Source organism: Stenotrophomonas sp. GD03654 (genome assembly GCF_029845105.1).
In the GTDB taxonomy this organism is placed as follows: domain Bacteria; phylum Pseudomonadota; class Gammaproteobacteria; order Xanthomonadales; family Xanthomonadaceae; genus Stenotrophomonas; species Stenotrophomonas africana.
In genome coordinates, this window is record NZ_JAOCLC010000018.1 from 45,115 (window position 1) to 70,172 (window position 25,058).

General features: G+C 66.6%; 20 protein-coding genes and 1 pseudogene. 9 read left to right on the forward strand and 12 right to left on the reverse strand.

All coding sequences use genetic code 11. The annotated features are described in order from the left end of the window. Nucleotides 1–123: 123 nt before the first annotated feature. Nucleotides 124–942 carry a 16S rRNA (cytidine(1402)-2'-O)-methyltransferase gene (gene rsmI / locus N5J73_RS09200; RefSeq protein ID WP_164078666.1) on the reverse strand — a complete coding sequence of 273 codons (819 nt, stop codon included), beginning with the start codon at nucleotides 940–942 and terminating at the stop codon, nucleotides 124–126. Nucleotides 943–1,023: 81 nt separating this feature from the next. On the opposite strand from rsmI, the gene N5J73_RS09205 reads away from it, so the two are divergent. The 6 genes from N5J73_RS09205 (at nucleotide 1,024) to N5J73_RS09230 (ending at nucleotide 9,480) form a co-directional block, all read left to right on the forward strand. Further along, nucleotides 1,024–2,745 carry a penicillin-binding protein activator gene (locus N5J73_RS09205; RefSeq protein WP_049448904.1) on the forward strand — a complete coding sequence of 574 codons (1,722 nt, stop codon included), beginning with the start codon at nucleotides 1,024–1,026 and terminating at the stop codon, nucleotides 2,743–2,745. Then, nucleotides 2,735–3,103 carry a YraN family protein gene (locus N5J73_RS09210; protein WP_170272468.1) on the forward strand — a complete coding sequence of 123 codons (369 nt, stop codon included), beginning with the start codon at nucleotides 2,735–2,737 and terminating at the stop codon, nucleotides 3,101–3,103. The genes N5J73_RS09205 and N5J73_RS09210 overlap by 11 nt, the downstream gene beginning before the upstream one ends. 110 nt (nucleotides 3,104–3,213) lie before the next feature. After that, on the forward strand, nucleotides 3,214–3,858 hold the full coding sequence (locus tag N5J73_RS09215; RefSeq protein ID WP_049448899.1) for a metal-dependent hydrolase: 645 nt from the start codon (nucleotides 3,214–3,216) through the stop codon (nucleotides 3,856–3,858). Further along, a complete protein-coding gene (locus tag N5J73_RS09220; RefSeq protein ID WP_049448897.1) occupies nucleotides 3,855–5,240 on the forward strand; it encodes an FAD-linked oxidase C-terminal domain-containing protein in 1,386 nt (461 codons plus the stop codon). The genes N5J73_RS09215 and N5J73_RS09220 overlap by 4 nt, the downstream gene beginning before the upstream one ends. Nucleotides 5,241–5,452: 212 nt before the next feature. Next, nucleotides 5,453–6,874, forward strand: coding sequence for an ATP-binding cassette domain-containing protein (locus tag N5J73_RS09225; RefSeq protein ID WP_049448895.1), 1,422 nt, complete (start codon nucleotides 5,453–5,455; stop codon nucleotides 6,872–6,874). A 248-nt stretch (nucleotides 6,875–7,122) separates the two neighbouring features. After that, nucleotides 7,123–9,480 carry an autotransporter outer membrane beta-barrel domain-containing protein gene (locus tag N5J73_RS09230; protein ID WP_239508892.1) on the forward strand — a complete coding sequence of 786 codons (2,358 nt, stop codon included), beginning with the start codon at nucleotides 7,123–7,125 and terminating at the stop codon, nucleotides 9,478–9,480. A gap of 163 nt (nucleotides 9,481–9,643) precedes the next feature. Here N5J73_RS09230 and N5J73_RS09235 read toward each other — a convergent pair whose 3' ends face one another. Genes N5J73_RS09235 through N5J73_RS09245 form a run of 3 tightly spaced genes read right to left on the reverse strand, consistent with a single transcriptional unit; the run spans nucleotide 9,644 to nucleotide 13,823 of the window. After that, nucleotides 9,644–10,153: a fimbrial protein gene (locus N5J73_RS09235; protein WP_053091901.1), complete on the reverse strand. Its 510-nt coding sequence runs from the start codon at nucleotides 10,151–10,153 to the stop codon at nucleotides 9,644–9,646. Between the two features lie 38 nt (nucleotides 10,154–10,191). Continuing rightward, nucleotides 10,192–12,726: a fimbria/pilus outer membrane usher protein gene (locus N5J73_RS09240; protein ID WP_164078686.1), complete on the reverse strand. Its 2,535-nt coding sequence runs from the start codon at nucleotides 12,724–12,726 to the stop codon at nucleotides 10,192–10,194. Next, nucleotides 12,723–13,823, reverse strand: a complete 1,101-nt coding sequence (locus tag N5J73_RS09245) for a fimbrial protein (protein ID WP_279940848.1) — start codon at nucleotides 13,821–13,823, stop codon at nucleotides 12,723–12,725. Before N5J73_RS09245 ends, N5J73_RS09240 begins: the two co-directional genes overlap by 4 nt. Nucleotides 13,824–13,919: 96 nt before the next feature. Here N5J73_RS09245 and N5J73_RS09250 point away from each other — a divergent pair, with 96 nt between their 5' ends. Together N5J73_RS09250 and N5J73_RS09255 are read left to right on the forward strand one after the other, a co-directional pair. Then, a complete protein-coding gene (locus N5J73_RS09250) occupies nucleotides 13,920–14,432 on the forward strand; it encodes a fimbrial protein (protein WP_049448891.1) in 513 nt (170 codons plus the stop codon). A 56-nt stretch (nucleotides 14,433–14,488) separates the two neighbouring features. Then, nucleotides 14,489–15,211 carry a fimbria/pilus periplasmic chaperone gene (locus tag N5J73_RS09255; RefSeq protein WP_049448889.1) on the forward strand — a complete coding sequence of 241 codons (723 nt, stop codon included), beginning with the start codon at nucleotides 14,489–14,491 and terminating at the stop codon, nucleotides 15,209–15,211. A gap of 25 nt (nucleotides 15,212–15,236) precedes the next feature. On the opposite strand, the pseudogene N5J73_RS24205 reads toward N5J73_RS09255, so the two are convergent. Both N5J73_RS24205 and N5J73_RS09270 read right to left on the reverse strand, forming a co-directional pair. Then, nucleotides 15,237–16,250, reverse strand: a pseudogene (locus tag N5J73_RS24205) (autotransporter outer membrane beta-barrel domain-containing protein); the annotation flags it as partial. A gap of 138 nt (nucleotides 16,251–16,388) precedes the next feature. Further along, entirely contained in the window at nucleotides 16,389–17,354 is a 966-nt protein-coding gene (locus tag N5J73_RS09270; RefSeq protein ID WP_049448883.1) for a fimbrial protein, read from the reverse strand. 709 nt (nucleotides 17,355–18,063) lie between these two features. Here N5J73_RS09270 and N5J73_RS09275 point away from each other — a divergent pair. Next, complete coding sequence (locus N5J73_RS09275; protein ID WP_049448881.1) at nucleotides 18,064–18,471, forward strand: hypothetical protein; 408 nt, start codon at nucleotides 18,064–18,066, stop codon at nucleotides 18,469–18,471. A 45-nt stretch (nucleotides 18,472–18,516) separates the two neighbouring features. On the opposite strand, the gene N5J73_RS09280 is transcribed toward N5J73_RS09275, so the two are convergent. The 6 genes from N5J73_RS09280 to thiL all read right to left on the reverse strand — a co-directional run bounded on the left by N5J73_RS09280 (nucleotide 18,517) and on the right by thiL (nucleotide 25,051). Continuing rightward, the gene (locus tag N5J73_RS09280; protein ID WP_049448879.1) at nucleotides 18,517–19,704 is read right to left on the reverse strand and encodes a hypothetical protein; all 1,188 of its coding nucleotides are present in this window, start codon (nucleotides 19,702–19,704) and stop codon (nucleotides 18,517–18,519) included. 34 nt (nucleotides 19,705–19,738) lie between these two features. Further along, nucleotides 19,739–22,243 (reverse strand): TcfC E-set like domain-containing protein, encoded by a 2,505-nt coding sequence (locus N5J73_RS09285; protein ID WP_049448877.1) that lies wholly within the window; start codon nucleotides 22,241–22,243, stop codon nucleotides 19,739–19,741. Nucleotides 22,244–22,305: 62 nt separating this feature from the next. Continuing rightward, entirely contained in the window at nucleotides 22,306–22,800 is a 495-nt protein-coding gene (locus N5J73_RS09290; RefSeq protein WP_049448875.1) for a CS1 type fimbrial major subunit, read from the reverse strand. 108 nt (nucleotides 22,801–22,908) lie between these two features. Beyond that, nucleotides 22,909–23,643, reverse strand: coding sequence for a CS1 fimbrial subunit B flags: Precursor (locus tag N5J73_RS09295; protein WP_049448873.1), 735 nt, complete (start codon nucleotides 23,641–23,643; stop codon nucleotides 22,909–22,911). Nucleotides 23,644–23,839: 196 nt separating this feature from the next. Next, on the reverse strand, nucleotides 23,840–24,070 hold the full coding sequence (locus N5J73_RS09300; protein ID WP_279940855.1) for a hypothetical protein: 231 nt from the start codon (nucleotides 24,068–24,070) through the stop codon (nucleotides 23,840–23,842). Between the two features lie 18 nt (nucleotides 24,071–24,088). Next, complete coding sequence (thiL, locus tag N5J73_RS09305) at nucleotides 24,089–25,051, reverse strand: thiamine-phosphate kinase (protein ID WP_099588525.1); 963 nt, start codon at nucleotides 25,049–25,051, stop codon at nucleotides 24,089–24,091. Between the last annotated feature and the right edge of the window lie 7 nt (nucleotides 25,052–25,058).

The window sequence follows — 25,058 nt, forward strand, 5'->3', positions numbered from 1 at the left end:
TTCTAGCCTACGCACGCCCTTCCTGCCGTGCTGATCGCGGCGTGCGGTTCATCCATCCACGCGGGGCGTAGATCTACCGGTTCCGCTGCTCTGGTGGGTGCGGACCTTGGTCCGCACGATCCATCAGCTGCCGTACAACGCCTTGCGCGGTGCGCCGGTCAATTCGGCTGCCAGCTTGGCCGCGGTCGACGGCGGCAGGTGCTCGCTCAGCTTGGCGTAGACGTGCCGGCCATGTGCCAGCTGCGCCTCGGCATCGTCGCCGGCGCCCTGCACCATCACCACGAACTCGCCCTTGCGCTGGTTGTCATCGGCTTCCACCTGCGCCAGCAGCCCCGCCAGGTCGCCATCCAGCACGGTCTCGAACAGCTTTGTCAGCTCGCGCGCCAGCACGGCCGGGCGCTCGCCGCCAAAGATCGCCACTATGTCGGCCAACGACTCGGTGATGCGGTGCGAGGATTCGTAGAACACCATCGTGCGCACTTCGCCGGCCAGCCCCTGCAGGCGATCGCGGCGGCCGCTGGCCTTGGCCGGCAGGAAGCCCTCGAAGGTGAAGCGGTCGCTGGGCAGGCCGGCCACGCTCAGCGCGGCAATGGCGGCGCAGGCGCCGGGAATCGGGCTGACCTTGATGCCGGCCGCGCGCGCAGCACGCACCAGGCGGAAGCCCGGATCGCTGACCAGCGGGGTGCCGGCATCGCTGACCAGCGCCAGCGACTCGCCTGCCTGCAGGCGCGCCACCAGACGCTGGGCCAGGCCCTCTTCGTTGTGCTCGTGCAGCGCCACCAGCGGCTGCTGGATGCCGAAATGGGACAGCAGCTGGCCACTGCGGCGGGTGTCCTCGGCGCAGATGGCCGCCACCGAACGCAATACCTCCTGCGCGCGCGGGCTCAGATCGGCCAGGTTGCCGATCGGCGTGGCGACGACATACAGGGTTGGGACACTCATTTCAGCGGTACTCACGGGGCAAGGGTAGAATCGTAGCGTGTACCCGGCCAAGGCCGCTGCCCTCATCGCATGGACCCGATCATGAACAAGCCCGCCGCACGGATCTCCGCCCTGTCGCTGTCGTTGATGCTGCTGGCCGGCTGCGCCACCACCAGCCTGACCAGCGCGCCCGAATCGCCGGCCCAGAGCCAGGCGCTGGCGCTGATCGAACAAGGCAAACCGCGCGACGCCGCCCTGCAACTGGAAGCGCTGGCAGCAACCCTGAAAGGTGGTGCCCGCAGCAACACCCTGGCCGATGCCGCCTGGGCCTGGCACCTCGCCGGTGACAGCGCCCGCGCGCGCAGCCTGCTGGGCCAGCTCACCGCACGCCAGCTGTCCGGCGCCAGCCTGCAGCGCTACCAGCTGACCGCTGCCGAGCTGGCCCTGGCCGACAAGCAGCCGGCGCAGGCCCTGGCTCTGCTGAAGGAACAGGGCGACAACGTCTTCCCCGCGCTGCGCACACGCTGGTACGTGGCCCGTGCCAACGCGCTGCAGGGCACCGGCGATGCGTTCGGCGCCGCCACTGAACGTGCCCGCGCCCATGCCAGCCTGACCGGCAGCGCGCGCAACGAGAACCAGGCGGCCATCGCCGGCCTGCTGGGCACCCTCGACGATGCCACCCTGCGCAACCGGGCTGCCGCACTGCCGGCCAACGACCCGCTATACAACTTCGCCGGCCGGGCGCTGATCGCGCGTGGCCTGCCGCTGCCGCGCCCGTTCGACCGCGATGGCGCCGCACAGTTCGACACCAGCAAGCGCCCGCCGGCGATGAGCGACGGCTACCGTCCGCCGGCCAAGCTGGCGGTGCTGCTGCCGCTCAGCGGCCGCCTGGCCACCGCCGCGCAGCCGGTGCGCGATGGCCTGCTGAGCGCCTACTACGGTGAAAGCCGCCGCCGCCCGGACATCAACTTCTTCGACACCGCCGGCACCCCGGCTGGTGCCCTCGCCGCCTACGACAAGGCCGTCGCCTCCGGTGCCGACTTCGTGGTCGGACCGCTGGGCCGCGACGAAGTGGACGCCGTGTACGGCCGCCAGCAGCTGCAGGTGCCGGTGCTGGCGCTGAACCGCGGCAAGGACGCACCGCCGGCCGGCAGCGCCGGCTTCTCGCTGGCACCGGAAGACGACGGTATCGTCGCCGCCGAATACCTGCGTGGCCGCGAGCGCGGCAAGGCGCTGGTGATCAACAGCGCCGACGACACCGGCCGCCGTGCCGCCGCGGCCTTCGCCCAGCGCTTTGCCCAGCGTGGCGGCCAGGTGGTGGCCACCGTCAGCGTCAGCGACGCGGTTGGCGATATCGGCGCGCAGGTGCGCAATGCCGGCCAGGTCGATGCCGTGTTCCTCGCCGTGCGTGCCCCGCAGGCCCGACTGCTGGCGCCGCAGCTGGCGCTGGCCGGTGCCGGTGGCGCGACCCGCGTCGGCACCTCGCAGCTGACCGTAGGCAGCGGCAAGGTGGAAGAAGATGTGGCGCTGGACGGCATCGTCTACCCGAACGAGGCCTGGAACGTGCGCAGCGTGTCCGGCCTGCCCTCGGCCAGCCAGGTGGCCAGCGCGCTGCCGAGCGCCCGCGGCGCCGCCGGCCGCCTGTTCGCCTTCGGCGCCGATGCCTGGAAGATCACCGCCTACCTGGACAAGCTGTCCAACGAAGGCGGCCTGGACGGCGCCACCGGCACCCTGTTCCTGGACAGCAACGGCAACATCCTGCGCCAGCCGGCATGGTCCACCTTCAATGGCGGCCGGCCGATGCCGATCGTCGGTGGTCGCTGAGCGCAGCCAACGGGGCTCGGCGGTGGAAGCCGCCGCCGAGCAGCATCTGCAGCAGGCCGGACTGCAGCCGCGCGCGCGCAACGTGCGCTATCGCGGCGGTGAACTGGACCTGGTGATGGACGATGCCGGCACCGTGGTGTTCGTGGAAGTACGCTATCGCGCGCGCTCCGATTTCGGTGGCGGCGCCGCCTCGGTGGATGCGCGCAAATGCCGGCGCCTGGCGCACGCCGCGCAGCTGTACCTGCAGGACAACCCCGCGCTGGCCAATGCGCCCTGCCGTTTTGATGTGGTTGACGCCACGGGCGAGCCGCCGCAGCTGCGGTGGCTGCGTGATGCGTTCCGGCTGGATGACTGCTGATGTGTACCGTCCGCCTTGGTAGAAGCCGACCTTGGTCAGCGCTTCTGTGCCAACCAAGGTTGGCACCTACCAGAGCGCAGCCTGGCCGGCACGACCACGGTGCGTGACTGATGCCTTCGATCATCACTCATGCCGCCGTGCCGCTTGCGCTGTGGTGCGCCGCTGATCGCGGCCGCATCCCGCCGCGCCTGCTGGCCGCCGGCGTGATTGCAGCGATGCTGCCGGATGCCGATGTGCTGGCCTTCGCGCTGCACATTCCCTACGCCGATGCGTTCGGCCATCGCGGCGCCAGTCATTCGCTGCTGTTTGCCGGCGTGCTGGCAGCATTGGCTGCGGCGTTGGCGTTCTTTGGTAGTCGCCGACCGTGGTCGGCACCACACAGCCCCGGTAGTCGCCGACCTTGGTCGGCGGTTTCGTGCCAACCAAGGTTGGCACCTACCAAGGCAGGGCCAACGGTAACATCGACCCTACAAGCTGCGGTGTTCGTCTTCGTCTGTGCTGCCAGCCACCCACTGCTGGATGCGATGACCTCCGGCGGCCTCGGCGTCGCCCTCACCTGGCCTTGGAGCGAACACCGCTTCTTCGCCCCGTGGCGACCGATCCGCGTTTCACCCTTCGCCCCACAGTTCTTCAGCGCGCGCGGCGTGGCCACCCTGCTCTCTGAACTGCGCTGGGTGTGGCTGCCGTTGGCTACCGCCGTCGTCGCCTGGAAACTGATCCAACCCGCTCCTGTTACCCCACGAGATCCGTCATGAGTCCTGCCCTGCCTGCTGCCCTGGTTGCCGAACTGTCTGCCCTGCTGGGCGCGGAGGGCTGGCGCATGGATGACAGCGCACTGGAGGCCAACGCACAGGACAATTCCTGGCGCCATCAACGCCCTGCCGCCGTCGCGCTGCCCGCCAGCATCGAACAGGTGCAGGCACTGGTGCGCGCATGTCGTGCGCATGGCGTGGCGCTGGTCGCACGTGGCGCCGGCACCGGCACCACCGGCGCGGCCGTGCCGTTGCCGGGCAGCATCGTGCTGTCGTTCACCCGCATGGACCGCATCGTCGAGATCCGCGCCGGTGACCGCTGCGCCGTGGTGCAGCCGGGCGTGCTCAACGGAACGCTGCAGCAGGCACTGGCACCGCACGGGCTGTTCTGGGCACCGGATCCTTCCAGCGCGGAGATCTGCAGCATCGGCGGCAACCTGGCCTGCAATGCCGGTGGTCCGCGCGCGGTGAAGTACGGCACCAGCCGCGACAACGTGCTGGGCCTGGTAGCAGTGACAGGTACCGGTGAGGTGATCCGTTGCGGCGGTGCCTACACCAAGGATGCCACCGGCTACGACCTCACCCATCTGCTGGTGGGCAGCGAAGGCACGCTGGCACTGATCGTGGAAGCCACGTTGAAGCTGACCCCGCTGCCGGTCAGCCAGGCTGGCCTGCGCGTGCTGTACCGCGATGCCGATGCGGCCGCCGCTGCCGTGTCGCGGCTGATGTCGCAGCCAGTCGTTCCCACACGCTTGGAATTCATGGACGCACGCAGCCTGGAGCTGTTGCGCCTCAACGGTGCCGACGTACCCGACGCTGGCGCGATGCTGCTGGTCGAAGCCGATGGCGACCACGACACCCTGCCCTATCTGCTGCAGGCACTGGCCAACGCCGCCGAAGGCGACGGCATGATCGAACTGGATGTAGCGATGGAAGGTCGCGCGCGCGATCAGCTGTGGGCCGCGCGCAAGGCGCTGTCGCCCGCGCTGCGCAGCGTGGCGCCGGGCAAGATCAACGAAGACGTGGTGGTGCCGGTGTCGCGCATCCCGGATCTGGTCGCCGGGGTACAGGCACTGGCACGCGAGTACACGTTGACCATCGTCACCTTCGGCCATGCCGGCAACGGCAACCTGCACGTCAACATCCTGTACCACCCGGACGATGCCGACGAAAACGCACGCGCGCATGCCGCGCTGCCGAAGATCTTCGAGCTGACGCTGGCGCTGGGTGGCACGCTGTCGGGCGAACACGGCATCGGCCTGGCCAAGCGCGATTTCATGGCCAAAGCGTTCAGTGCGGAAACGCTGATGACGATGCGCGCGATCAAAGCCGCATTGGACCCGGATGGCATCCTCAACCCCGGCAAGGTGCTGCCGCCGGCGTGAGGTTCCGTGTGGAGCCAGGCGTAGGCTCGACTCCACAGGGCAGGGTGAACTTCTTCTGTCGTGACTGCCCCGCCCAGGAACGACAGGCTGCCCGCGCGTAGACGGCCACTGCAATAGCCGCCGCGCAGGCTCTTGAAGTAAGGCATCCTGCAACAGCACCCTGCGGTGGATGATCAGGCCGTCAACAGCCTGCCTGCTGGAGATTACGCACCATGCTGCAACTGCAAGACATCGAGCTTCACTTCAACGGCCGCGCGCTTTTCAGCGGCGTGGACCTGCGACTGCCCGCAGGCACGCGTGTCGCGCTGATCGGCAACAACGGTACCGGCAAGAGCAGCCTGCTGCGGATGCTGGCCGGACAGACAGCGCCCAGCGCAGGACAGATCCACTGGCGCGACGGGGCATCCGTTGCCTACGTGCCGCAGCACGTGCTGGACGGATCGGCGCGCAGCGGCGGCGAACAGATGCGCCATGCTCTGGCGCGTGCGCTGGATGCAGCTCCGGATGTTCTGCTGCTGGACGAACCCAGCAACCACCTGGACCGCAGCGCACGGCGCTCGTTGCTGGCCCGGCTACGCCAGTACCACGGCACCTTGGTGATTGCCTCACACGACACCGCCCTGATCGAGGCGCTGTGCGGCACGCTGTGGCATATCCACAACCAGCGTATCGAGGTCTTCCAGGGCCGCTACCACGACCACCAGCTGGAGCTGCAGCGCCGACGCGACGCGCTGGATCGTACCGTGCGCGACCTCGACCGCGCGCAGTCGCAGGCCCACGACGCTCTCATGCGCGAACAGGAACGCGCCGCCTCCTCACGCAAGCGTGGCGCGGTGAAGGTGGAGCAGCGCAAATGGGGCACGGTGCGCTCGGCCACCAAGCTGGAGCGCGGTAACACCACGGCGGGACAGAAACGCCAGCAGATCCGAGACGTGCAGGAAGACATCGCCGAGCGCCGCCGGCAGCTGCAGCGCGACGAGGTCATCGCGCCGCGCTTCCAGCTTCCCGCGGGCTGGCGCCGGGAGGGCGTGGTGGTGCAGGTCACCGACGGCGCATGCGGCTACCACGCGCCCCTGGTCGTGCAGCAGCTGCAGGTACGCCTGGAGGTGGGCGACTGCCTGCTGGTGACCGGCGACAATGGCAGCGGCAAATCCACCTTCGCCCGCGCATTGCAGGGTGCCACCGATGTCCAGCGTGAGGGCGACTGGCTGCTGCCAGCGGCGGAGCAGGTCGCGCTGATCGACCAGCACTACGATGCACTGCCGAGCGCGCTGACGCCGGTGCAGGCGATGGCCGCATGCCAACCCCAATGGACCCCCTCCGAATGCCGCCTGCATCTGGCCGACTTCCTGTTCCGTGGTGAGGCTCCGGCGCAGACGACCATCGGCCAGCTGTCAGGGGGCGAACGCGCACGCCTGGCGATGGCCCTGATGGCGGCCCACCCGCCCACCCTGCTGATACTGGACGAACCCACCAACAACCTGGACATGAGCCTTCGTGCCCATCTGCTGCAGGTCCTGCACGCCTACCCGGGCACCCTGGTCGTCATCTCCCACGATGAGGGCTTCATCCAGTCGCTGCAGCCCACGCAGCAGTTGGATCTGCCGGCCGGCGATGGCGCCGGCGCACGCTGAACCCTCAAGCAACGCAGGAAGCCGATCGCGACACTTTGCAACAAGTTGCATGGGACCGCGACACCTGAGCCGGAACAATTTGAGTCGAAGTGGACATGCCTGGTCGTCTTTGGCATAGCATCGCCGACAGATCAAGCCACCCGGATGAGATGGGGGACGGCCGATGACGCGGCTGTCCAAACCAGACACATTCGTCCGATCAGGAGTGATCCATGCGCCGTCATTCTGCACGTCCCCAGTGCCTACCCATGCGCCCCCTCACCCAGTGCCTGCTGTTGGCCCTGGCGACCCTTCCTGCAACATCCGTGCTGGCACGCAACCTGGATGGCCAATCCGCGACCGTGCGCGAGGCCACCGCAGTTGAAGCCTGGACCCTGATCAATGGCTCCAGCCTGACTGTCGAAAAGGGTCGTACGGAGACGATCAGCAGCACCGATTCACTGGTAACGCTGCGCAACGGTCGCGTCGAAGCGCTGGCCAGCGGCGCAACCGCCGGCGTGGTGCTGCGCGGCAGGTCCACACTGGACATGACCGGCAGCACCCTGCATGACGGACAGGTCGTGGTGGCGGACCTTTCTACGGCGCGTATCACCGGCAGTACGTTGCACTCGGGGGGCGCCAGCTCGCGTTTCAGCATGGGTATTTCCCTTGAGAAGTCGCCAAGCGCATCCGATGCCAACAGCACCGTCATCGTCGACTCTTCCTTCGTGCGCGCTGAAGCATCACCGGGCGCGGCAAAGCTCAGCAACGGCCACGCCGTGCGGCTGCAGCAGGGCACTGCCATCCTGCAGAACCGCACTCGCGTGGAGGGAGCGAACTCCGGCGTACTGCTGCTGGGTGGTACTTACAGCTCTCTGCTCGGCCAGCCGATTACCCTGCGCGTGGACAATGCCCAGGTGGCCTCGGACAACGGTGCCGCCATCTGGGTGGCGCCGCGCAGGCTGGTGCGCTACGACATCACCGTCGCCAATGGCTCGCAGCTGTCCGGCGGCGATGGCCACCTGCTGCTTGTACGTCCCGATGGTGTTGCCACATCCGAAGCCGAAGTTCACTTCACGGTGGATGACGCACGCCTTGCGGGCGACATCACCTTCGACGCCGAGCGCGTTACCGGCAGCCTGGACGTGGTACTGCGCAACAAGGCGCAGATCGATGGCCGTTTCGCCAACGTCACCACGGCCAGCATCGACAGCGACAGCACCTGGCTGATGACCGGCGACAGCACGGTCGGCCATCTCACCCTTGGCGTGGGCGGGACCGTGGCGCTGGGCGATGGCAGCAGCTTCAATACCCTCAGCCTGGATGCGTTCACCGGCAACGGCGGCACCCTGCTGTTCAACACACAGCTGGGCGATGACACCTCGCTGACCGACACACTGGTGATCAATGGCGACGCCAACGGCCAGGCCAATGTGCGCGTGCTCAACGCCGGCGGTGCCGGTGCCAAGACCGACCGCGGCATCGAGCTGATAGATATCGGTGGTGCGTCCAATGCCCAGTTCGATCTGGTCGGCCGCGCGGTGGGCGGTCAGTACGAGTACTTCCTCGTGAAGGATGCCAACGGCAACTGGTACCTGCGTTCTGAACTAGCCACGGCACCGGACCCGTGCAAGATCGACCCGACCCTGCCGGACTGCACCCCCGTTACACCAATCGACCCGGTTGATCCGATTGATCCAATCACCCCGGTGCCAGTGCTGCGCCCGGAGGCCGGTGCTTACCTGGCCAACCAGTTCGCACTGGACCAGCTTCTGCGCCATACCTGGCGCGACCGCCAGAGCGGTAATCCCGCCACCGAAGGGGTGCGCGGCTGGACGCGCGTGGATGCCAACCAGAGCAAGCTGGCGGCCGTGGATGACCAGCTGGACCTGCGCGTGGACCGTTCGCGCCTGCAGTTGGGGGCAGACATCGGCGTGTTCGACAACGGTCGTGGCCGCGTGGGTGTGATGGGCACCGCTGCACGCAGTAGCGCCACCTCGCGTTCGCAGCTGACCGGCTTCAGCGCACGCGGAAGGGTGGAAGGGGGGGCGCTGGGTGTGTACGGCAACTGGAGGACCGAGGCGCTGTATGTGGATACCAGCGTGCAGCGCGGCCAGTTCCGCAACCGCGTACAGGGCGAAGGCCTGACCGAGGAACGCTACGACTCGGATATCTGGCAGTCGTCGCTGGAAGCCGGCTATCGCTTCAACATCGGTCAGATCGGTAGCACGGCGCTGAGCCTGCAGCCGGAGGTGCAGCTGGTCTACACCGACGCCAGCACCGATGTACACACCGAAACCAATGGCACCGTGGTGCGCGCCCTGGGCGACAGTGGTTTGTCCGGCCGTGCAGGCCTGCGCCTGCAGGGTGAAGGCCGCAGTGCGGCCGGTGCCTCGGTCAGCCCGTATCTGGCGGCCAACTGGTACCGCGATGGTGCTGGTAACGGCATCGCCTTCGACGACGAGTTGCTGAAGGCCGGCATCCCGCGCAACCGCTATGAACTGAGCGCGGGTGCGCGCGTGGAATTCCGTTCCGGCTTCAGTGCCTGGGGCGGGTTCGGGGTGATGCGCGGTGACAGTGGTTACCGTGAAGCGACGGCGAACCTGAGCATCGCCTACAAGTGGTGATGTAGAAACAGACACGACGCCGGATGACCTCCGGCGCCGTTCTGCATTCTGCATGCTGTGGCCGAACCCGCGCTCGACTTGCTGTAGGCAGCAAGTCAGGTCACGGGGGCCGATCGAAGATCAAGCCAAGCATCGGCTCGGCTCTACGGCGCCGGATCAGCGGTCAGTCATAGGCAGCGGTCACCACGATCTCCGTGGAGATATTGCCGGCGTTGATGCCACTGGTGTTGGGGATGAAATATCCCGCGCGCAACGGATAGGACGCCGTGGCACCTGAGACCGCTACGGGAATGTCAGCGTCGCCCTTCTTCAGATAGGTGTTACCGGTTGCGCCAGCCAACAGTGCGACCGTCACGCCGGTCGCTGGCGTGGTGGCGGCGGTATTCTTCCAGCGTTCGGGATCGCCATCAGCGGCCGTGCCATCAAACGACAGGCGTGCGCGGCTTACGCCCACACAGCCGGTGAAGTTCAATGCGCCAGCCTTCACTCTGTTGGCAGCACCCGGCGTCATCTCGTCAGCCTTCACCGGATCCAACGTGATCGCGGGCGCTGCCAGCGTGCAGGTACCGGGCAGGACACGGCCGCTGATGGTGAGGGTGGCTTGCGCATGCGCAGCCGAAGCAAACAGGCAGAGCAGTGATACCGCAACCAACTGCAGAGGGGAACGGGACATGGTGGGACTCCTGTGAACGATGAAAGGAAATACGAAACTCACGGGGCAGTGCTCGCTTCCGGCTCCGGCGTGCTCACCTGCAGTCCTTCCGGTGGCAACGGTTGCGGCATGCACACGACTTGGCTCCACGACAACCCGTAGGCATCAGGCGCGTCAGGCATGCGGTAGTCGATACGGCAACGTCGCTTGCCTTCGGGGTCAACGATCAGCACACCCCGGTCCTGCGCGCCGCGCAGCTGGATGACACCGCCCTGCCCGACCGCGCCCGCCGGCGTACCGTCCTCGGTCTGCACTGCGGCAGCGAATGGCAACGGCTGGCCCAACGCATCGGTAGCGTCGATGAACAGCGTGCGTTCGCGACGTACCTGGAACGGCACGCGCACGATGCCCCCGGCGGTAGGCGCGACGCGGTGCGAGGTCTGCAGCAGCTCCACCTCGATCGGCAGGCCGGAGGGATCCAGGTCGATGGTGTTCCAGCGATAGGGACTGATGTGCGGCAACAGCGCATAGCCGTTGCGGGCCACGCGCAGGCTGCCGCCGCCGATGCGTGCGCCCTGAGCGCCCGGTGCCTGCACCAGCGCAAAGCCCTCGCCCACCGGCGCGCCCAGATTGAGACCGCCGCCATGCACTGCCACGCTGCCGGACGCTCCCAGTGACAGGCTGCGGTAGCCCCCGCTGCGGCTGTAGCCCGCGTTGAGGTTGCCGTGGCTGCCCTGCCACGCGGCATAGGCACTATGGCTGTTCTGGCCCTTGTCCTGCGCGCTGGACAGGCTGTAACTCAGCGCACGCGACTGGCCCAGGCTGCCACTGATGCCCAGCTGTGATTGCCGCCCGCTGTCGGCCTGGCTCAGCTGGGTGCTGGCACGCGGTGCGTTGGCACTGCGGCCCAGCGGCACACTGAGGGTGAACGCATAGCGCGTATCCTGGCGACCATCGCCCAAGCGGTAGCGCAGCGCTGACACACTGTAATTCATCCGCCCCAGCGTGCTCTGGAAACCCAACTGGAAGTCGTTGCGGCGTCGGGCGCTGTCCCAGTAGGACACGTGACCGCCGCTGAGATACAGGTTGCTGCGCTGGCCCACTTTCTGCGAGAAATTCACCTGGTAGCGCTGCCGTGCGCGCTGGCCGTAGCCCCAGTCGTCGTCGTGCACGCGTGCTGCGTCGTTGAGGCTGAGGAAGCCACGCGTACTGTAGCGGTACGCGGCCAGGCCGAAGTTGGTGCCGGTACTGGCCACATAACGTTGGTAATTCAAGCGGAAGCTGTTGCCCGTAACGGTCTCGCTGCCGCGCAGGCGGGCGCGTGAGTGGGTGACATCGGCACCGAATGCGCCGATAGCCGTGTTGACCGCGGCACCGGCCAGCAGCGCGTGATAGCCCTCGCCCAGCTGCGCGCCCCCCAACACGGTAAGCCGGTTGTTCAGGCCACGCGCATAGGTTCCCTCGGCGAAGCGCAACGTCTGCAGCGTCGTGCCTGTATCGCGCAGTTCACCAACGGTGAACGCGAAGCGCGACGCTCCCGCACGCAGCGCCTGCGGTACGGCGGAGAAATTGACGGTGAAGCGCTGCACGCGCCCATCGGCTTCGCTGACGCTGACTTCCAGATCGCCACCGAAATTGGTGGGATACAGATCCTCAATGGCGAACGGACCAGGGGCCACGTTGCTTTCGTGGATGATGCTGCCGTTCTGGCGGATGGTGACCACCGCATTGCCTTCGGCAATACCGCGCACCACCGGCGCGTAGCCGCGCAGCGAATCGGGCAGCATGCGCTCGTCGCTGGCCACGCGCACGCCGGTGAACGGTACACTTTCAAACAGTTCGCCGCCGGTATTGCTCTGGCCCAGCAGCAGCTGGCTGTTCCAGCGGGGAATGTCGCGCTGCAGGTGGCTGCTGATGACCTGATGGGCGGTACCTTGGTTGCCCTGGGTGAACGACGCGCGGTGACGCAGGCGCCAGGCGCCCAGATTCAGGCCTGCCCGCAGACCCAGGTAGCTGCTGCCGTTGCCCTGGCTGCGGTAGTGGCTGGCGCTGTAATCGATGAATGCGGCGGTGATGCCGTCATCGCGCAGTTCCGGCGCCACGAAGCCGCGCGCAGCGATGGCCTGGGCGGCCTGCGGAATGCTGATGGACAACTGCAGTTCGCCGCTGTCGAAGGTGGTGCTGGCCCCCTCCACCAGCGCAGGCAGATCCACACAGGTACCTTCATCGGCCGGCAGTGCTTCCAGGAATACCGGCCTCAATGGCAGCGTGTGCACCAGCGCCGGGGGCAGGCAGGCCACGGCGACTTGCGGGTCGTCTTCGATGACAAAACGGATGTCCTGGCTGCGCATGAACTGGCCGTTGACATGCACATCCACAGCGTAGTCGCCGGCAGGCAGGGGATTGCCGTTGGCGTAGCGGGTCATGTCGATGGCCTCGCCGCCAATCAGGAAGCCTTCACTGAACTCGACCGGTGCAGCGACGGCGTCCACCGCCACGCCAGCCGAAAGTACTGCGCTGACGGCCGCCGGGAGCGACCGCACCGCGCGCAACGCCCGGGTGCGCCGCAGCTGAAGGGTGCGAAATGTTCTCATCGGTAAACGGCGGTCAGCACCGCCTCCCCTTTCACCTCACCGGGAACCAGCGAATCGGCGGTACGCAGATAGCACGCACTGAATGGAATGGACTGCGAGACCTTGCTGGAGCAGCCGTGGGACCAGACGCGGCCAAACTGCACCGGAAGGCCGCCGCGCAGCAGCTGCACCTGCACGCCGCCAGCAGTAGCGCCCGGGGCGGGTGCGAGTTGACCATTGCTGCTGCCAGGATTGTTGGCGTCGGCCAGCGACAGATGAAAATCGATGTTGCCCATCGGGCAATCCATCATCACATCGAAGCTGGACTCCTTGGCGTTGCTGCCGCTGGCAGCAAGGTCATTGGCCACCACATTGTCGAGCGCGTGCGAGGTGCTGGTGATGCTGCAGGTGGCAGGGCGGATGGTGACCTCCAGCCGCATGGCGTGCTGCATCGTCTGGCTTGGGTCGGACTCCGCCGACGACGTGGCGAAGCCCAGGGCGGTGGCAGGGAAGCCTTCCATGGCACCGCCGCGAGCGAACAGCATGATGTACAGGCTGGATGCAACTGGCGTGGTGGTCGCCAGTACGGGGCCCTGGTTGCGATTCCGCCCCAAAGCGAGCGGCACTAGAATCTGCCCGCTCGCCCCCCCTCCGGTGCTCAGCACGTGATGAAACCCGATCAACGGCGAGCGTGGGCCCACGCTGTAGGCCCGGAACGTGAGACCGCGATAACTGATATCGCGCTCGTATGCCAGGCCAGGGACGGTCAGGTCGACGACAAATGCGGTCTTCCCTGCGGTCCACTCAAAGCCTTGTTCGACAAAGCCATTGGAGAACGGTCCAAATGCAGCGTCGGGCCGATCCACGTTCGGCATCGGGAACGGGGGAAGCACGATGTCCTGGTCACCCGGGACGAACCGAGAGCATCCAGCCTCGGCGCCACCCGGCAGTGCCAGTACGCAGATGGCCAATGCCGACGCAAAGCACAGACGCAGCGCGGTGGAAGGACGGTTCATTGACAGGGATGCCGGTACTTGAAAAACAGGAAGTCTAGAAACCACGCAACGCGCTTCCCATCGGATTAATTGCAATTGGCAGAGATCAAGCCGTTTTTGCAACTAGTTGCATTCCGCAGATGCGCGCCCGCACCGAAACTGCCCGCTGGCTGCCATGGGCGGCCATTGCGTGTCTTCATTCCTCTACAGAGAACTGCCATGTCACTGACGTTCCGTCTGCTGTCTCTTTCCGTCATTGCCGTCGTGTCACCCTCGGTGTCCGCCGAAACGCTGGAAATCACCGGCGAACTGATGACCTCCACCTGCTCGGTCGGCTCCACCGGCGGCACCATCAGCGTACCGATGGGCAAGGTCGACCTGGCCTCGGTGAACGCCAACACCCGCGCGGGCCAGAAGAACTTCACCATCGCCCTGGATTGCTCCGGCTCAGGTGCATCGCAGGACGTAGGCGTGCGCTTCGGCGGCACCCCCGATGGCAGCACCGGCAATCTGGCATTGACTGGGCTATCGACCGCCACCAACGTGGGCGTGGCGCTGTACGACGCGGCCGGCAACCAGCAGAAGATCGGTGACGATCCCACTGTGTGGGTCACCATCCCCGCCGGTGCCAGCGGCCAGCTGGCCTACAGCGCCTGGTATGCCTCGCCGGGCCAGAACGCCACCATGGGCAGAGCTGATGCTTCGGGTGACTTCGTGGTGCTGTACCGATAATGCCGCGACCGGTTGGCGCCGCATGGCGCCAGCCGGTGGCCTCAACGAGACGTCCTATGAAACTCCGCCACGCTTTCCGGCTGGTCACCCTGTTGGCCAGCCTTGCCGCATTGCCGGCGCCGGCCGCAGTGACGCTGCAGGGCACCCGCGTGATTCATGACCTGAGCACTGGCCGCGATGTAACGGTCAAGGCCAGCAACGTCGGCGAGCTGCCGGCGCTGACCCAAGTGTGGATCGATGATGGCGACAGCCAGTCGCGCCCTGAGAACGTGCGTACGCCCTTCCGGCTGACGCCCGCCGAGCCGCGCCTGCTGCAGCCGAAACAGGGCCAGGCATACCGGATCACCTATGCGCCACGTCCCTCCGACGAACCACTGCCGACGGATCGCGAATCGGTGTTCTACTTCAACCTGCTGGATATTCCGCCCAAGCCCGCAGACGCCGCCGGAAGGAACCTGCTGCAGTTCGCGGTACGCACCCGGGTGAAGCTGTTCCATCGTCCTGCTGGCCTGCCAGGCAATGCCCGCGATGCAGCCGGCCAACTGCAGTGGCGCGCGCAGGCGGGCGGCTTGCAGGTGAGCAACCCCAGCGCCTATCACGTGACGCTGAGTACGCTGTCCCTGCCCGATGGCAGCGAGTTGGACGTGGACATGATCGCCCCCGGTGCGCAGGTGAACCTGCCGCTGCCGGCGGGTAGCGCGATGCCGGCTTCGGTGACGTTCCAGTGGCTGGATGACTACGGCACGCCACGCGATGCCCAGGCGCGCATCGAGGGGTAAGCGTGCACGGCGCCGCCAGCAACCGTCATCTGCCGGCCGCCAGGCCGATCAGCAGCTGGCGGAAGCTAGGCAGCAGCACGCGATTGCCGTGCCCGCTCAGGTGAACGTTATCGAAGAACAGCGGTTCACCATCCTGTACGGCCGAAAAGGTATCCGGCCCGCGCAGCAGCGGCAACGGATCCCACACGGTCAGTGACGGGTAGCGCGCGGCCAGCTCGGCCAGCAGTGCCATCTGCGGCGCACGCAGCCGCTGCAGATCCGCGCGCGACATGCTCAGGCCACCGGCGCACGCCGGATTGCTACGGTTGAACCAGTCCGAGCAGCGACAGGCCCCGGCCTTGAACAGCGGCAGCGGTGCATCGATGACCACGTGCACGCCCAACTGCTGCAGGCGACTCAGTACACGCTGCAGCGACAGCCCACCCCAAGCCCCACGCCATTGGCAAATTTCAGCGACGCAGCGGCACTGAACTCGCCACGACTGCACGGAATGTACGCGTCCACCGCCTCATCGTCCATCAGCACGCCCGACGCTGCACGCTGGTGCAGCCAGTGCGCAGCCACATACGGCTGCACCTGCGCGGCGCTCGTGCCCCACCGGGTCACGCCGTCAAGGCGCACACCCGCACGGCCGAACAGCCCATCGGCATCGCGCCTGGTCACAACCGTGCCGTTGGCTTCGGTGTGGCGCAGATCATCCCAGCGGTTGTACCCAACCTGCAGCTGCGGCTCCAGGTAGAGACCACCGTTGGCAGCACCCCCTACTCGCATCGCATAACCCGCTTCCACCGCGCCCTGCCGGGCCTTGCTGTCATAGCGCTCCGGGGTCTGCAACGAAACATCCACATAGAACCCTGCATACGGATCTTCATGCGGTGGACGCCAGGTGCCATACACACCCAGTGCGGCGCCCCTCACTTTGCCGCGCGCGTAGTAGCCGGTCAGCGCATTGGTGGAGGTGCCGCCGGCGTTGTCGCGCGGACAGCATGACGCCGAAGGCGCTGCCGCCCGCGTTGCGCAGCAGATCCGCCCCCACGCTCGCGCCGCAAGCGCGGCGATTGATGGAAGAGGCGGGAGCCTACGAGGGAAGCAGGAGCCAATCCATGCAATTTCATGCATTTGTTGTCGTCGACAGCGACACAATGGCGACTGCACAATCACCGTTCAGGCGATGGGTCTAGCGATACTCCGCCGTGAGCACCGCTTCGCCCTTGATCAACCCGGCGCGCAGTGGATCGGCCGTGCGTACGTAGCGGGCCTGGAACGGCACCTGCATGCCACCGGCGGCGGTATCGCCGCTCATCCACGGCTGTTGCATCGCCACCGGAATGTTGTGCTGCAGGATCTGCAGTACCACGCCGCCGGCGGAGGAGCCGGGCGCGGGCGCCAAGGTGTCGGCAGTGCTGGCCAGGTCGTGCGCGTCGCGCAGCTCCAGATAAAGCGGGCGGCCGCCAGCGGCGCAGCTGAGGCCCACGTTGAAATCCTTGCTGCCGGCGGCGTGCTGTGCATCCAGCGCGCTCGCGCTGATGTCATCCAACGTCACATCGCGCGGGGTCACCGCGCAGGTCTGCGCGCGGAAACGGACGCCCAGGTTGAGGTGGTGCCGCGCGGAGCCGCCACCTATGGAGGTGGTAACCGTCCCTGCGCTGCGTGGGGAGAAGGCCTGCATCCGGCCGCCGCGTGAGTAGAAATGGACCGCGACGTAGATTTCCTTCTTGGCGGCCGAGCCGATAGCGACTCGTACGGGAACACCATCCCGCAGCGAATCATCGCCTATCGGCGTCGCTTCCGGCGCACAAGCGGGCTCCATCTCACCACAGCTTCCGTGCAGATAGGTGAGCACGATCAGCGGAGACTCCGGAGAGAGTTCATACGCAGAGACCATGTAGCCCCCCCGGTCGATCTCGCGGACGTAGCGCATGCCTGCGAGGGTGGGGAGCAGGTCGTACGTGCGATCGCTGGCATCATCGCAAAGCAGTTGCACCTTGCCCTCCCCATACCCCAACCAGCGGTCGGGCTGCTCGGTAAAGGTCACCTCCGGTTCAAGATCGATCCAGGCATCGCCGCCGATCTGTCGGCAGGCGGCCTCTGCCTCGAAGGCAAGGCCGAGCAGGACACAGTGGGCAAGGAGGGAATGGCGCATGCGGAACTCCTGAAAGGCCAAGCCGAGCGCCGGCTGACAAGGGCTGGCACGGTAGCGCAGTTGGCGACTCAATCCCATGCAACTTGTTGCAATGTGTTGGTGCGGCCGTGGCTATCGGGAATCGGCCGTGAGCACGGCCTCTCCGGTGATCACGCCCGGCACCAGTGGATTCGGGGTGATGCGTGGTGACAGTGACTACCGCGAAGCGACGGCGAACCTGAGCGTCGCCTACAAGTGGTGATGTAAGCACGAACGGCGCCGGAGAGATCCGGCGCCGTTCTGGCTTTCTGCGTTCTGTAGCGCCGAGCATGCGCTCGGCTCCACAACAAATGTCGCAACTGGCACGCGCATGCGTGCTCGGCTTCGCGCAGCGCATGCAGTATGCGTCTGCAACGCTTTCGAAATTGAAACTTTTCTGATTGGTACGGCAGCACTTGCGTGCACATCATGGCGCGCCACCGACAACGGGTGGCACGGGCTTGCAATCCCGTTTGGCAACTTTGTTGTTTACGCTTGCCTGTCGGCGTCGCTCTTTCCTTGTTGGGCGGCGTCGGCAGTCAATCCGTCCGTGCCCTATGGCGGGCGGTGCGTGGGGGTCTCGTACCCGCCGGCGTTTCGCAGAGTTGCCACCGGTATTGCAACCACGTACCGTCCGCCGCCCTCGCCCAACGCGAGGGCGGCCCCTTGCTTCACACTCAAGGACGCCGCCATGACTTCTTCGCTCTATCCCTATCTGTTCGCCACACTGGGCGACGCCGTCGAACGCCTGCCGGATGATCTGGCCAAAGCACTGGAAACCACGTTGGGCAGCACGATGCGCGCCCACGCCGACGAAGGCATCACCCTGCTCGGCTGCCTGCAGCACATCCGCCACGTGGACGCCGCCGACGGCCAACCGTGGCCGGACAAAGGTCGCAAGTGCTTCGGCTTCGCGATGGCGCGCATCGACCGCGCCAATGCCGGGCTGACCTTGCTGCTGGAACGGCTGCACGCCATCGAGCGTGTGCGCGTGGACGGCGATGCCGACCAGCAGGTGGGCGATGACGTGCGCGAAGGGTTGCTGCTGGCCTGCCGTGGGCTGGCCGAGTATGTGGATGTGCAGTTGCGGGTGGCGTGATGCAGCTTCCGCGGCACCTCGGCCACGCCAATCCCTGCCCCAGGCTCAGGGATTGGCGTCGAACAGCACGGTCATGTCTCCTTCCCAGCGCGAGCCCGGTGTCTTCACCATCTCCAGCACCGCGTCACGCCCGGCGGTGAAGCGCAGGGTCGAACGGCGCTGCATCAGGTAGCCATCGGGCGTGAAGCGCGGTGCCTGACCGTCATCGGCCAGCAGTACGGTGTTCTGCGCCGGACGGCCATCGCGCAGGTTGCTCATGCCCGGAAGGGTGACGTCCACCCCCACCGGCACCTGCTTGTCCGCCCGCGGATCATGAATGCCGCACTGGTCGCCGACGTGGTGCTGGCAGCGCAGCTTCATGCTGAAGTCCATCGACGTGGTCAGATGAAACGGCAGCTCCTGGCGCAGCCTCACCGGCGCAGTGCCATGATCGATCCAGGGCGACCAGCCCCCTTCGGGCGCCAACTGTACGCGCGGCGCCTCGGTGGCGAAGCGCACCTGGAAGTCGTGGATCACATCGAACACAAAGTTCATGCGCACGGCCTCGACACCGGTGATGTTGTCGCCCAGATCGATGTCGGCCCCGGCGCCGCCGGTGGTCCAGGTTTCCTGGGCCACGTAACGGCCGTCCTGCAGCGTCATTGCATTGGGCAGGGTAACGTGGATGCCGAGCCCCACGTTCCTGTAGGAATAGGTGCGGGCATACCGCGTTCTGGTGCTGTAGCACTCGGTGGGGCTGGCTGGCGTCCGCGCCGCCCAACCACCCAGTGAGAATCCAAGCCCACCGGCGCCGCGGATGGCCGTGCAACCTCCACTGACGCCGTAGTACCAGGGATCGGCGCCACCACCGAAGTTGATGCGCATGGACAGCGCCGCAAAGCTGATGGTCGCCTCGAAGGTGCGTCCGCTCGACACCTCCTGCAGGGTGATCGTACGCGGCGGCGGGAAGCGGATGTAGGTGGTATCACGCCTTGATGTGTCGTCGCTCGGCCCTTGCTTGCGCCAGTACTCGCGGTTGCCGAGATCGAAGATATAGGCCCCGTTTCTATCGCATTCGGCCGGCCTCCAGTTGCAGAAGCTGCCCCGGGGTGTCGTGTTGCGGAATGCGGTATCGCCCGGATCCAGGGCGTTGGGCCTGAATTCGCCGGTGACGTTGACGTCCACCACCTGTGCGGTGGCAGGCAACGCCGCCATTACGGCCAGCAACGGGAACAGCCGGATGCCAATAGTCATGCTTTAGACCTGCCTGGTTCGTCGGAACAATGGGCTAGTGCGCGACCACCGACGGCGGGCAACCGATGCCGCCCACCATCAGTACATCGCCTTCGCGCGGGTGGCGGCCCTCTTCCATGGTCAGCACACAGCTGATCCGGTTCGGGTAGCGCAGCTCCACCACCGGCGCGCGTGCGCTGAGTTCAAGGGTGAAGAAGCCTTCTTCCTGGCTGACGCTGCGGCCGGCGTGGTTGATCACCTGCACCCCGCGCATGCCATTGCCATCGGCATCCAGTACCTGTCCCATCACGGTGAAGGTGCGCAGTACATCCACCGTGGTATGCACCACGCCGCCCTTGTTGAGGTGGTAGCTGATGGTCGACGGCTGCAGCGCCGCCGCAGGTGCGTGCCGGCCGTGGAAGTCGAACTGCACCTGTCCCGCACGATAGGCGGTGACCGGAACGAAGTTGCGTCCCGGGCGCAGCTGCACGCCACCGCCACGACTGTCGTCGGCACGCAGCGTGATATCGGGGAAGTCACTGCGCACGTCGACGATGATGCCGGTGTCCACGCTGCCGCTGCGTCCCTGGCCCAGCACGGCAGCATGTCCTCCCCCGATCACCACGGTGCTGTCCAGGTTGGCGCTGCCGCCAACGTGGCCGGAACCGGCACCGCGATACAGCTGCACATCGCCTTCCAGCAGTGGGCTCTGCAGATAGGCGCCCGCGCCGGCGCCAATGCCGCTGCGTTCAGCTGTGACCATGCCATTGACGCTGCGCAGGATCTTCCCATCCACACGCTGGGTGGCGACCGCGGTGACGTAGCCGTCGCGCTGGCCGCCTTCGCCGGTCCGGCTGCCCAGGCTGCCGCTGTAGCTGCGGCGCTCGCTGCCGAGTGACACACTGACGGTCAGATCGATGCCGCGCTGGCGGCGATAGTGGGTGAAGCGGCTGCCCGGACGGTCGTAGGCCGAGACACGCCAGTTGACGTCATGCCTGCCGAACAGGGTTTCGCGGCGACCGTAGGACACGTCGATGCCGGTGCCACGGGTGAAGCCGGAACTGCGGGCCACGCGCAGGCTCGCATTGTCGCGGTGACTGAAGCGATGGGTGATCGATACGGCCGTGGTGTCCTGCCAGCCTCCCCGGGTTTCCCAACGTGGCGGAGCACCCTCGCTGGCGGGCAGCCGATGACGCTGCTCTGCCCAGCTGCGCGCGTGGTTGGCGACCACCGAACCGGCACGGTAGCGATACAGTCCCTGCAGATCCACGCCGCGCCCGGCATCGCTGGAGGTGTAGAAATTGGTGTAGGCGCTGAAGCGATCACTGGCCTGCCAGTCCATCGACAGGCCGGTGGCGCGGCGCGTGCCGATCTGCTGCACGGTGGCACCGGCCACTGCGCGCGGGTGCAACAGGTAGTTGACCACGGCACCGGCGGCGATCTCGCCTTCCTGCATTGAATGATCGCTGTCGAGCAGGCTGCGCTGCTGGCCGGCGAACGCGCTGTAGCGCCAGCGCCGGGTGGGATCGCGCCAACGGCTGGGTTTGTGGATCGAGGCGGTTTCGCGCGAGGCCTCCTGGCCGTCTTCGATGACCCGCAGTACCACGTCGTAAATGCCGCCTGGCAGGCGACGCGTGTCGATCTCCTGCACGCCCGGTTTCACGGCCTGTGTGGCCAGCAGGTTGCTGTCGCGCAGAATCTCCACCACACCGTCGCGGTTGGCGGTGACATAGACCGGATAGACGCTGGCGCTGCGCGTGTCGGCCAGCAGTACATCCGACGAACCGAACATCACTCCCAGCGCGGTGTCATTCTGCGTACCCGGCGCGCGTGGCTGGCGGATGATGCCCTCGAACGTGGGCAGGAAATAGCCCGCGCGGACGAAATGATCGCCGAGCTCGCGTTGTGCATACAACGCACTGAGATAGTGCTCCGTGCTGCCGGGTTGGGCGTAATACTGGTAGCTGCCAACCGTGCTCCACAGACCGATGCTGCCACTCAGTTCAGCGCTGTAACGGGCGCTGGCCGGCTGGTCCTGGCCGCCATGCACGGCCAGGCTGTTACGTACGATCAAGCCATGGCTGCCGGACGCCGGCAGGGCAATGTTGCGTTGTTCCGCACTGGCAGTTGCCGGCGTCAACAGGCTCAGCAGTGAATTGGCCAGACTGTAGTGCAGCGCGGCCAGGCCACGGCACTGCGGCGCGCATATGCCAAGCGGCAGCGGTTCGGCCAGCTGCCCGGCCCAGCGCGTGCGCTCGCTCTGCGGCCACGGGCTGTCGATGCTTTCGACGAAGCCGATCAGCTGTACGCGGTTGTCTTCATGCAGCAGTACTTCGGCGTCGCCCAGGTACTGCCCGTCCAGTTCCACGCGAACGGTCAGCGGATTGCCGAACAGATGCTCGCGGAACTCCGCAGGCATGCGGTCGCGCTGCTCCAGCAGGCTGACCTGTGCGTCTGGCGCGCCTGCGTTTGCCTGCGCCGAGGCAGCAGCAAGCAGGGCGGCAATGGCAACCGCCAGCCGCAGCGGAACCGGTCGCGGATGTAGGTGTGAAAGGCGCATAGGGAAGATGGCCCTCCTGCCGCACGCGTGGTGGGGCAGGAAGGCACAGAGCTCGGCAGGGGTCAGATGTCGCTTTCGAAGATCATGTGGAACTGACCGCCGTAAGTACCCTGCTTGTAACCGCCGCCCGGTGCGGTAGGCGCGATGGCGAAGGCCAGAGACTTGCCGGATGCGGCCTGGGCTGCGTTGGCAACGGTGATCTTGGCAGCGGCCGTTGCCGGCACGACCACGTTGTCCAGTTTCACCGCCAGTTCCACGACGTCCGCGGCCGATGCCATCTGCGCCGGGGCGGACAGATAGGCGGTGATCGCAGCCGGCGACTTCACGTTGATCACGCGACCGGTCAGTTCGCCGAGCACCTGGCGTGCGGTATCCCACGGCAGATTCTGCGGCAGGCCTTCCCAGCCGTCCGGCGTGGACACCTGCAGGCCGGCGACGTTGGGAACGTCAGCCGACACATTGACGGTGATCGATTTCGTTTCGGTAGCCGCAAAGCTGACGGCCGGGGTGATGAGCAGGACTGCCGCAGCCGCCATCGCGTGTTTCAAGAAGGACATTCAGATACTCCAGGGTGAGTGGGTACAAAAGCCAGGACAAGGGCAAAGCAGTCCCATCGGACTCCTGGCGGGCCCGGGCGGGACAATGGCGTTGGTGGGGACGGGAGGTCAGCGGCGGCTGTCGATGCTGCGCTGGCGTTCGCCCTCCTTCAGGTCGTAACGGATGAAATGCGTATCGTCAGACGCCAGCAGGTGAGAGCGGCCGGGGCGTACGTGCACGATGATTCCGGGCGTACAGGCGTCGACCTTGGCCCGCTCGCACTGGCGCAGGTTTTCCAGAACAATGGTGGCGTTGCCGTGGTTGTGGATCTGGCCGGATTCGATGCGTGTGTCATAGCGCGGGTGTTGTGGCGCGATGAACAGCACGGTGCCGAAGCCGGTGAACACGCGGATGGCCGAGGAAAGCTCTGCGGCCTGCTGTGCCTGTTCCTCGCTGAGCGAGAATTCCTCGGCACTGGGCGCCACCGGCACGAAGCGCAGGCGGTAGTAGCGTTCCTCGTCGCGCAGGCCCCGATACACCAGACGTGTGGCCTGCTGGCCGTTGCCTGCGATGATCAGGCGACTGGGACTGGCAATGACCCCATGCGCCCCAGGCGCGTTGCGCACCAGCGATGGCGCATCCACCGGAACTTCGACGGGCTTGTCATCGGCATCGAAAACGATCTCTGCCACTTCCACCCGGACGTAGGCGGTGCCGGCGCCGGTATTGCGGATGCGTTTGAGCAGGTTGCTGCTGCCAGGCTGCAGGTAGTCGAAGAGGACGCCGACATTGATCTGCGGTGCACCGGCGTGACTGGGGAACGCCAGCGCACATAGCAGCAGGACATGGACGACACGTGACATGGGACCGCTCGTTTTCAGGAGCGTGGAGTGTGTCGTCGGGTCAAACGCCCGGCTATGAAAATAGTTGTAAGCCGAAGCGCACAGCGGCGAATTCGGAGGATCCCTAAATGCTCATCGCCCGTGCTGCCAGCATGGCCGGCAATCAAGGCACCCTGCCCGCTGCCGTGTACCGGCGGGACACGAATCCCTGCCGCACTCAGGCGAAGTGCTCGTATCCGCTCGAGCCGTCGTGGCCTTCAGTGTGCACGACCTGCCCTTCCATGATGCGGCCGATGCGGGTGATCGGCACGTCCAGCGATTCGGCCAAGAAGTGGCACGCCCGTTCCGCACGTTTAAGGGTTACGCCAAAGAGGCGGCGCGCAGAGCGGTTACATCCGTGCCAACCAAGGTTGGCACCTACCAGAGCAACACGGTAGCGCCGGGCCATGCCCGGCGTTCTCGTGTGTCAGGCGAAATGCTCGTATCCGCTCGGGCCGTCGTGGCCTTCAGTGTGCACGCCCTGCCCTTCCATGATGCGGCCGATGCGGGTGATCGGCACGTCCAGCGATTCGGCCACGTAGTGCAGCGCGTCGCGCTGGTCGGCGGCGGCGGTGAAGCACAGTTCGTAGTCGTCGCCGCCGTGCAGCGCGCAGTCACGGGCGCCATCGCGGCCGAGCAGTTCGCGCAGTGCCGACGACATCGGCAATGCATCGGCATCGACTTCGGCGCGTACACCGCTGCGTGCAGCGATGTGGCCCAGGTCGGCCAGCAGGCCATCGGAGATGTCCACGGCGGCATGCGCGAATGCACGCAGGCGCAGGCCCAGGGTAACGCGCGGGGTGGGACGCAGCAGGCGCAGGCGCAGGGTTTCGTAGTCCGCCAGCAGGGTGGCGGCGGTGACGTTCAATGCGCCCTGCTGCCACAGGCGCAGCGCACCGGCAGCATCGCCGAGGGTGCCGCTGACCCAGATGTCATCGCCAATCTGTGCGCGATCACGACGCAGCGCCTGGCCGCGTGACACCTGGCCCATCGCGGTAACCGACAGCGACAGCGGGCCACGCGTGGTGTCACCGCCGATCAGGGCGATGTCGTGCTGGTCGGCCAGCGCGAAGAAGCCATCGGCGAAGGCATCGATCCAGTCTTCGCTGGCTTCGGGCAGCGACAGCGCCAGCGTGCACCAGGCCGGGCGCGCGCCCATCGCCGCTAGGTCGGACAGGTTGACGGCCAGCGTCTTCCAGCCGATGTCGAACGCCGGAGTTTCGGTCGGGAAATGCACGCCGCTGTTGAGCGTGTCGGCGGTGACCACCAGTTGCTCGTTCGGGCGCGGCTGCAGCAGCGCAGCGTCGTCGCCGATGCCGAGCACGATGTCGTCGCGCTCGACGGTGCGGGCGCGGATGCGGTCGATGAGGGCGAATTCGGCCAGGGACATGGGGCGC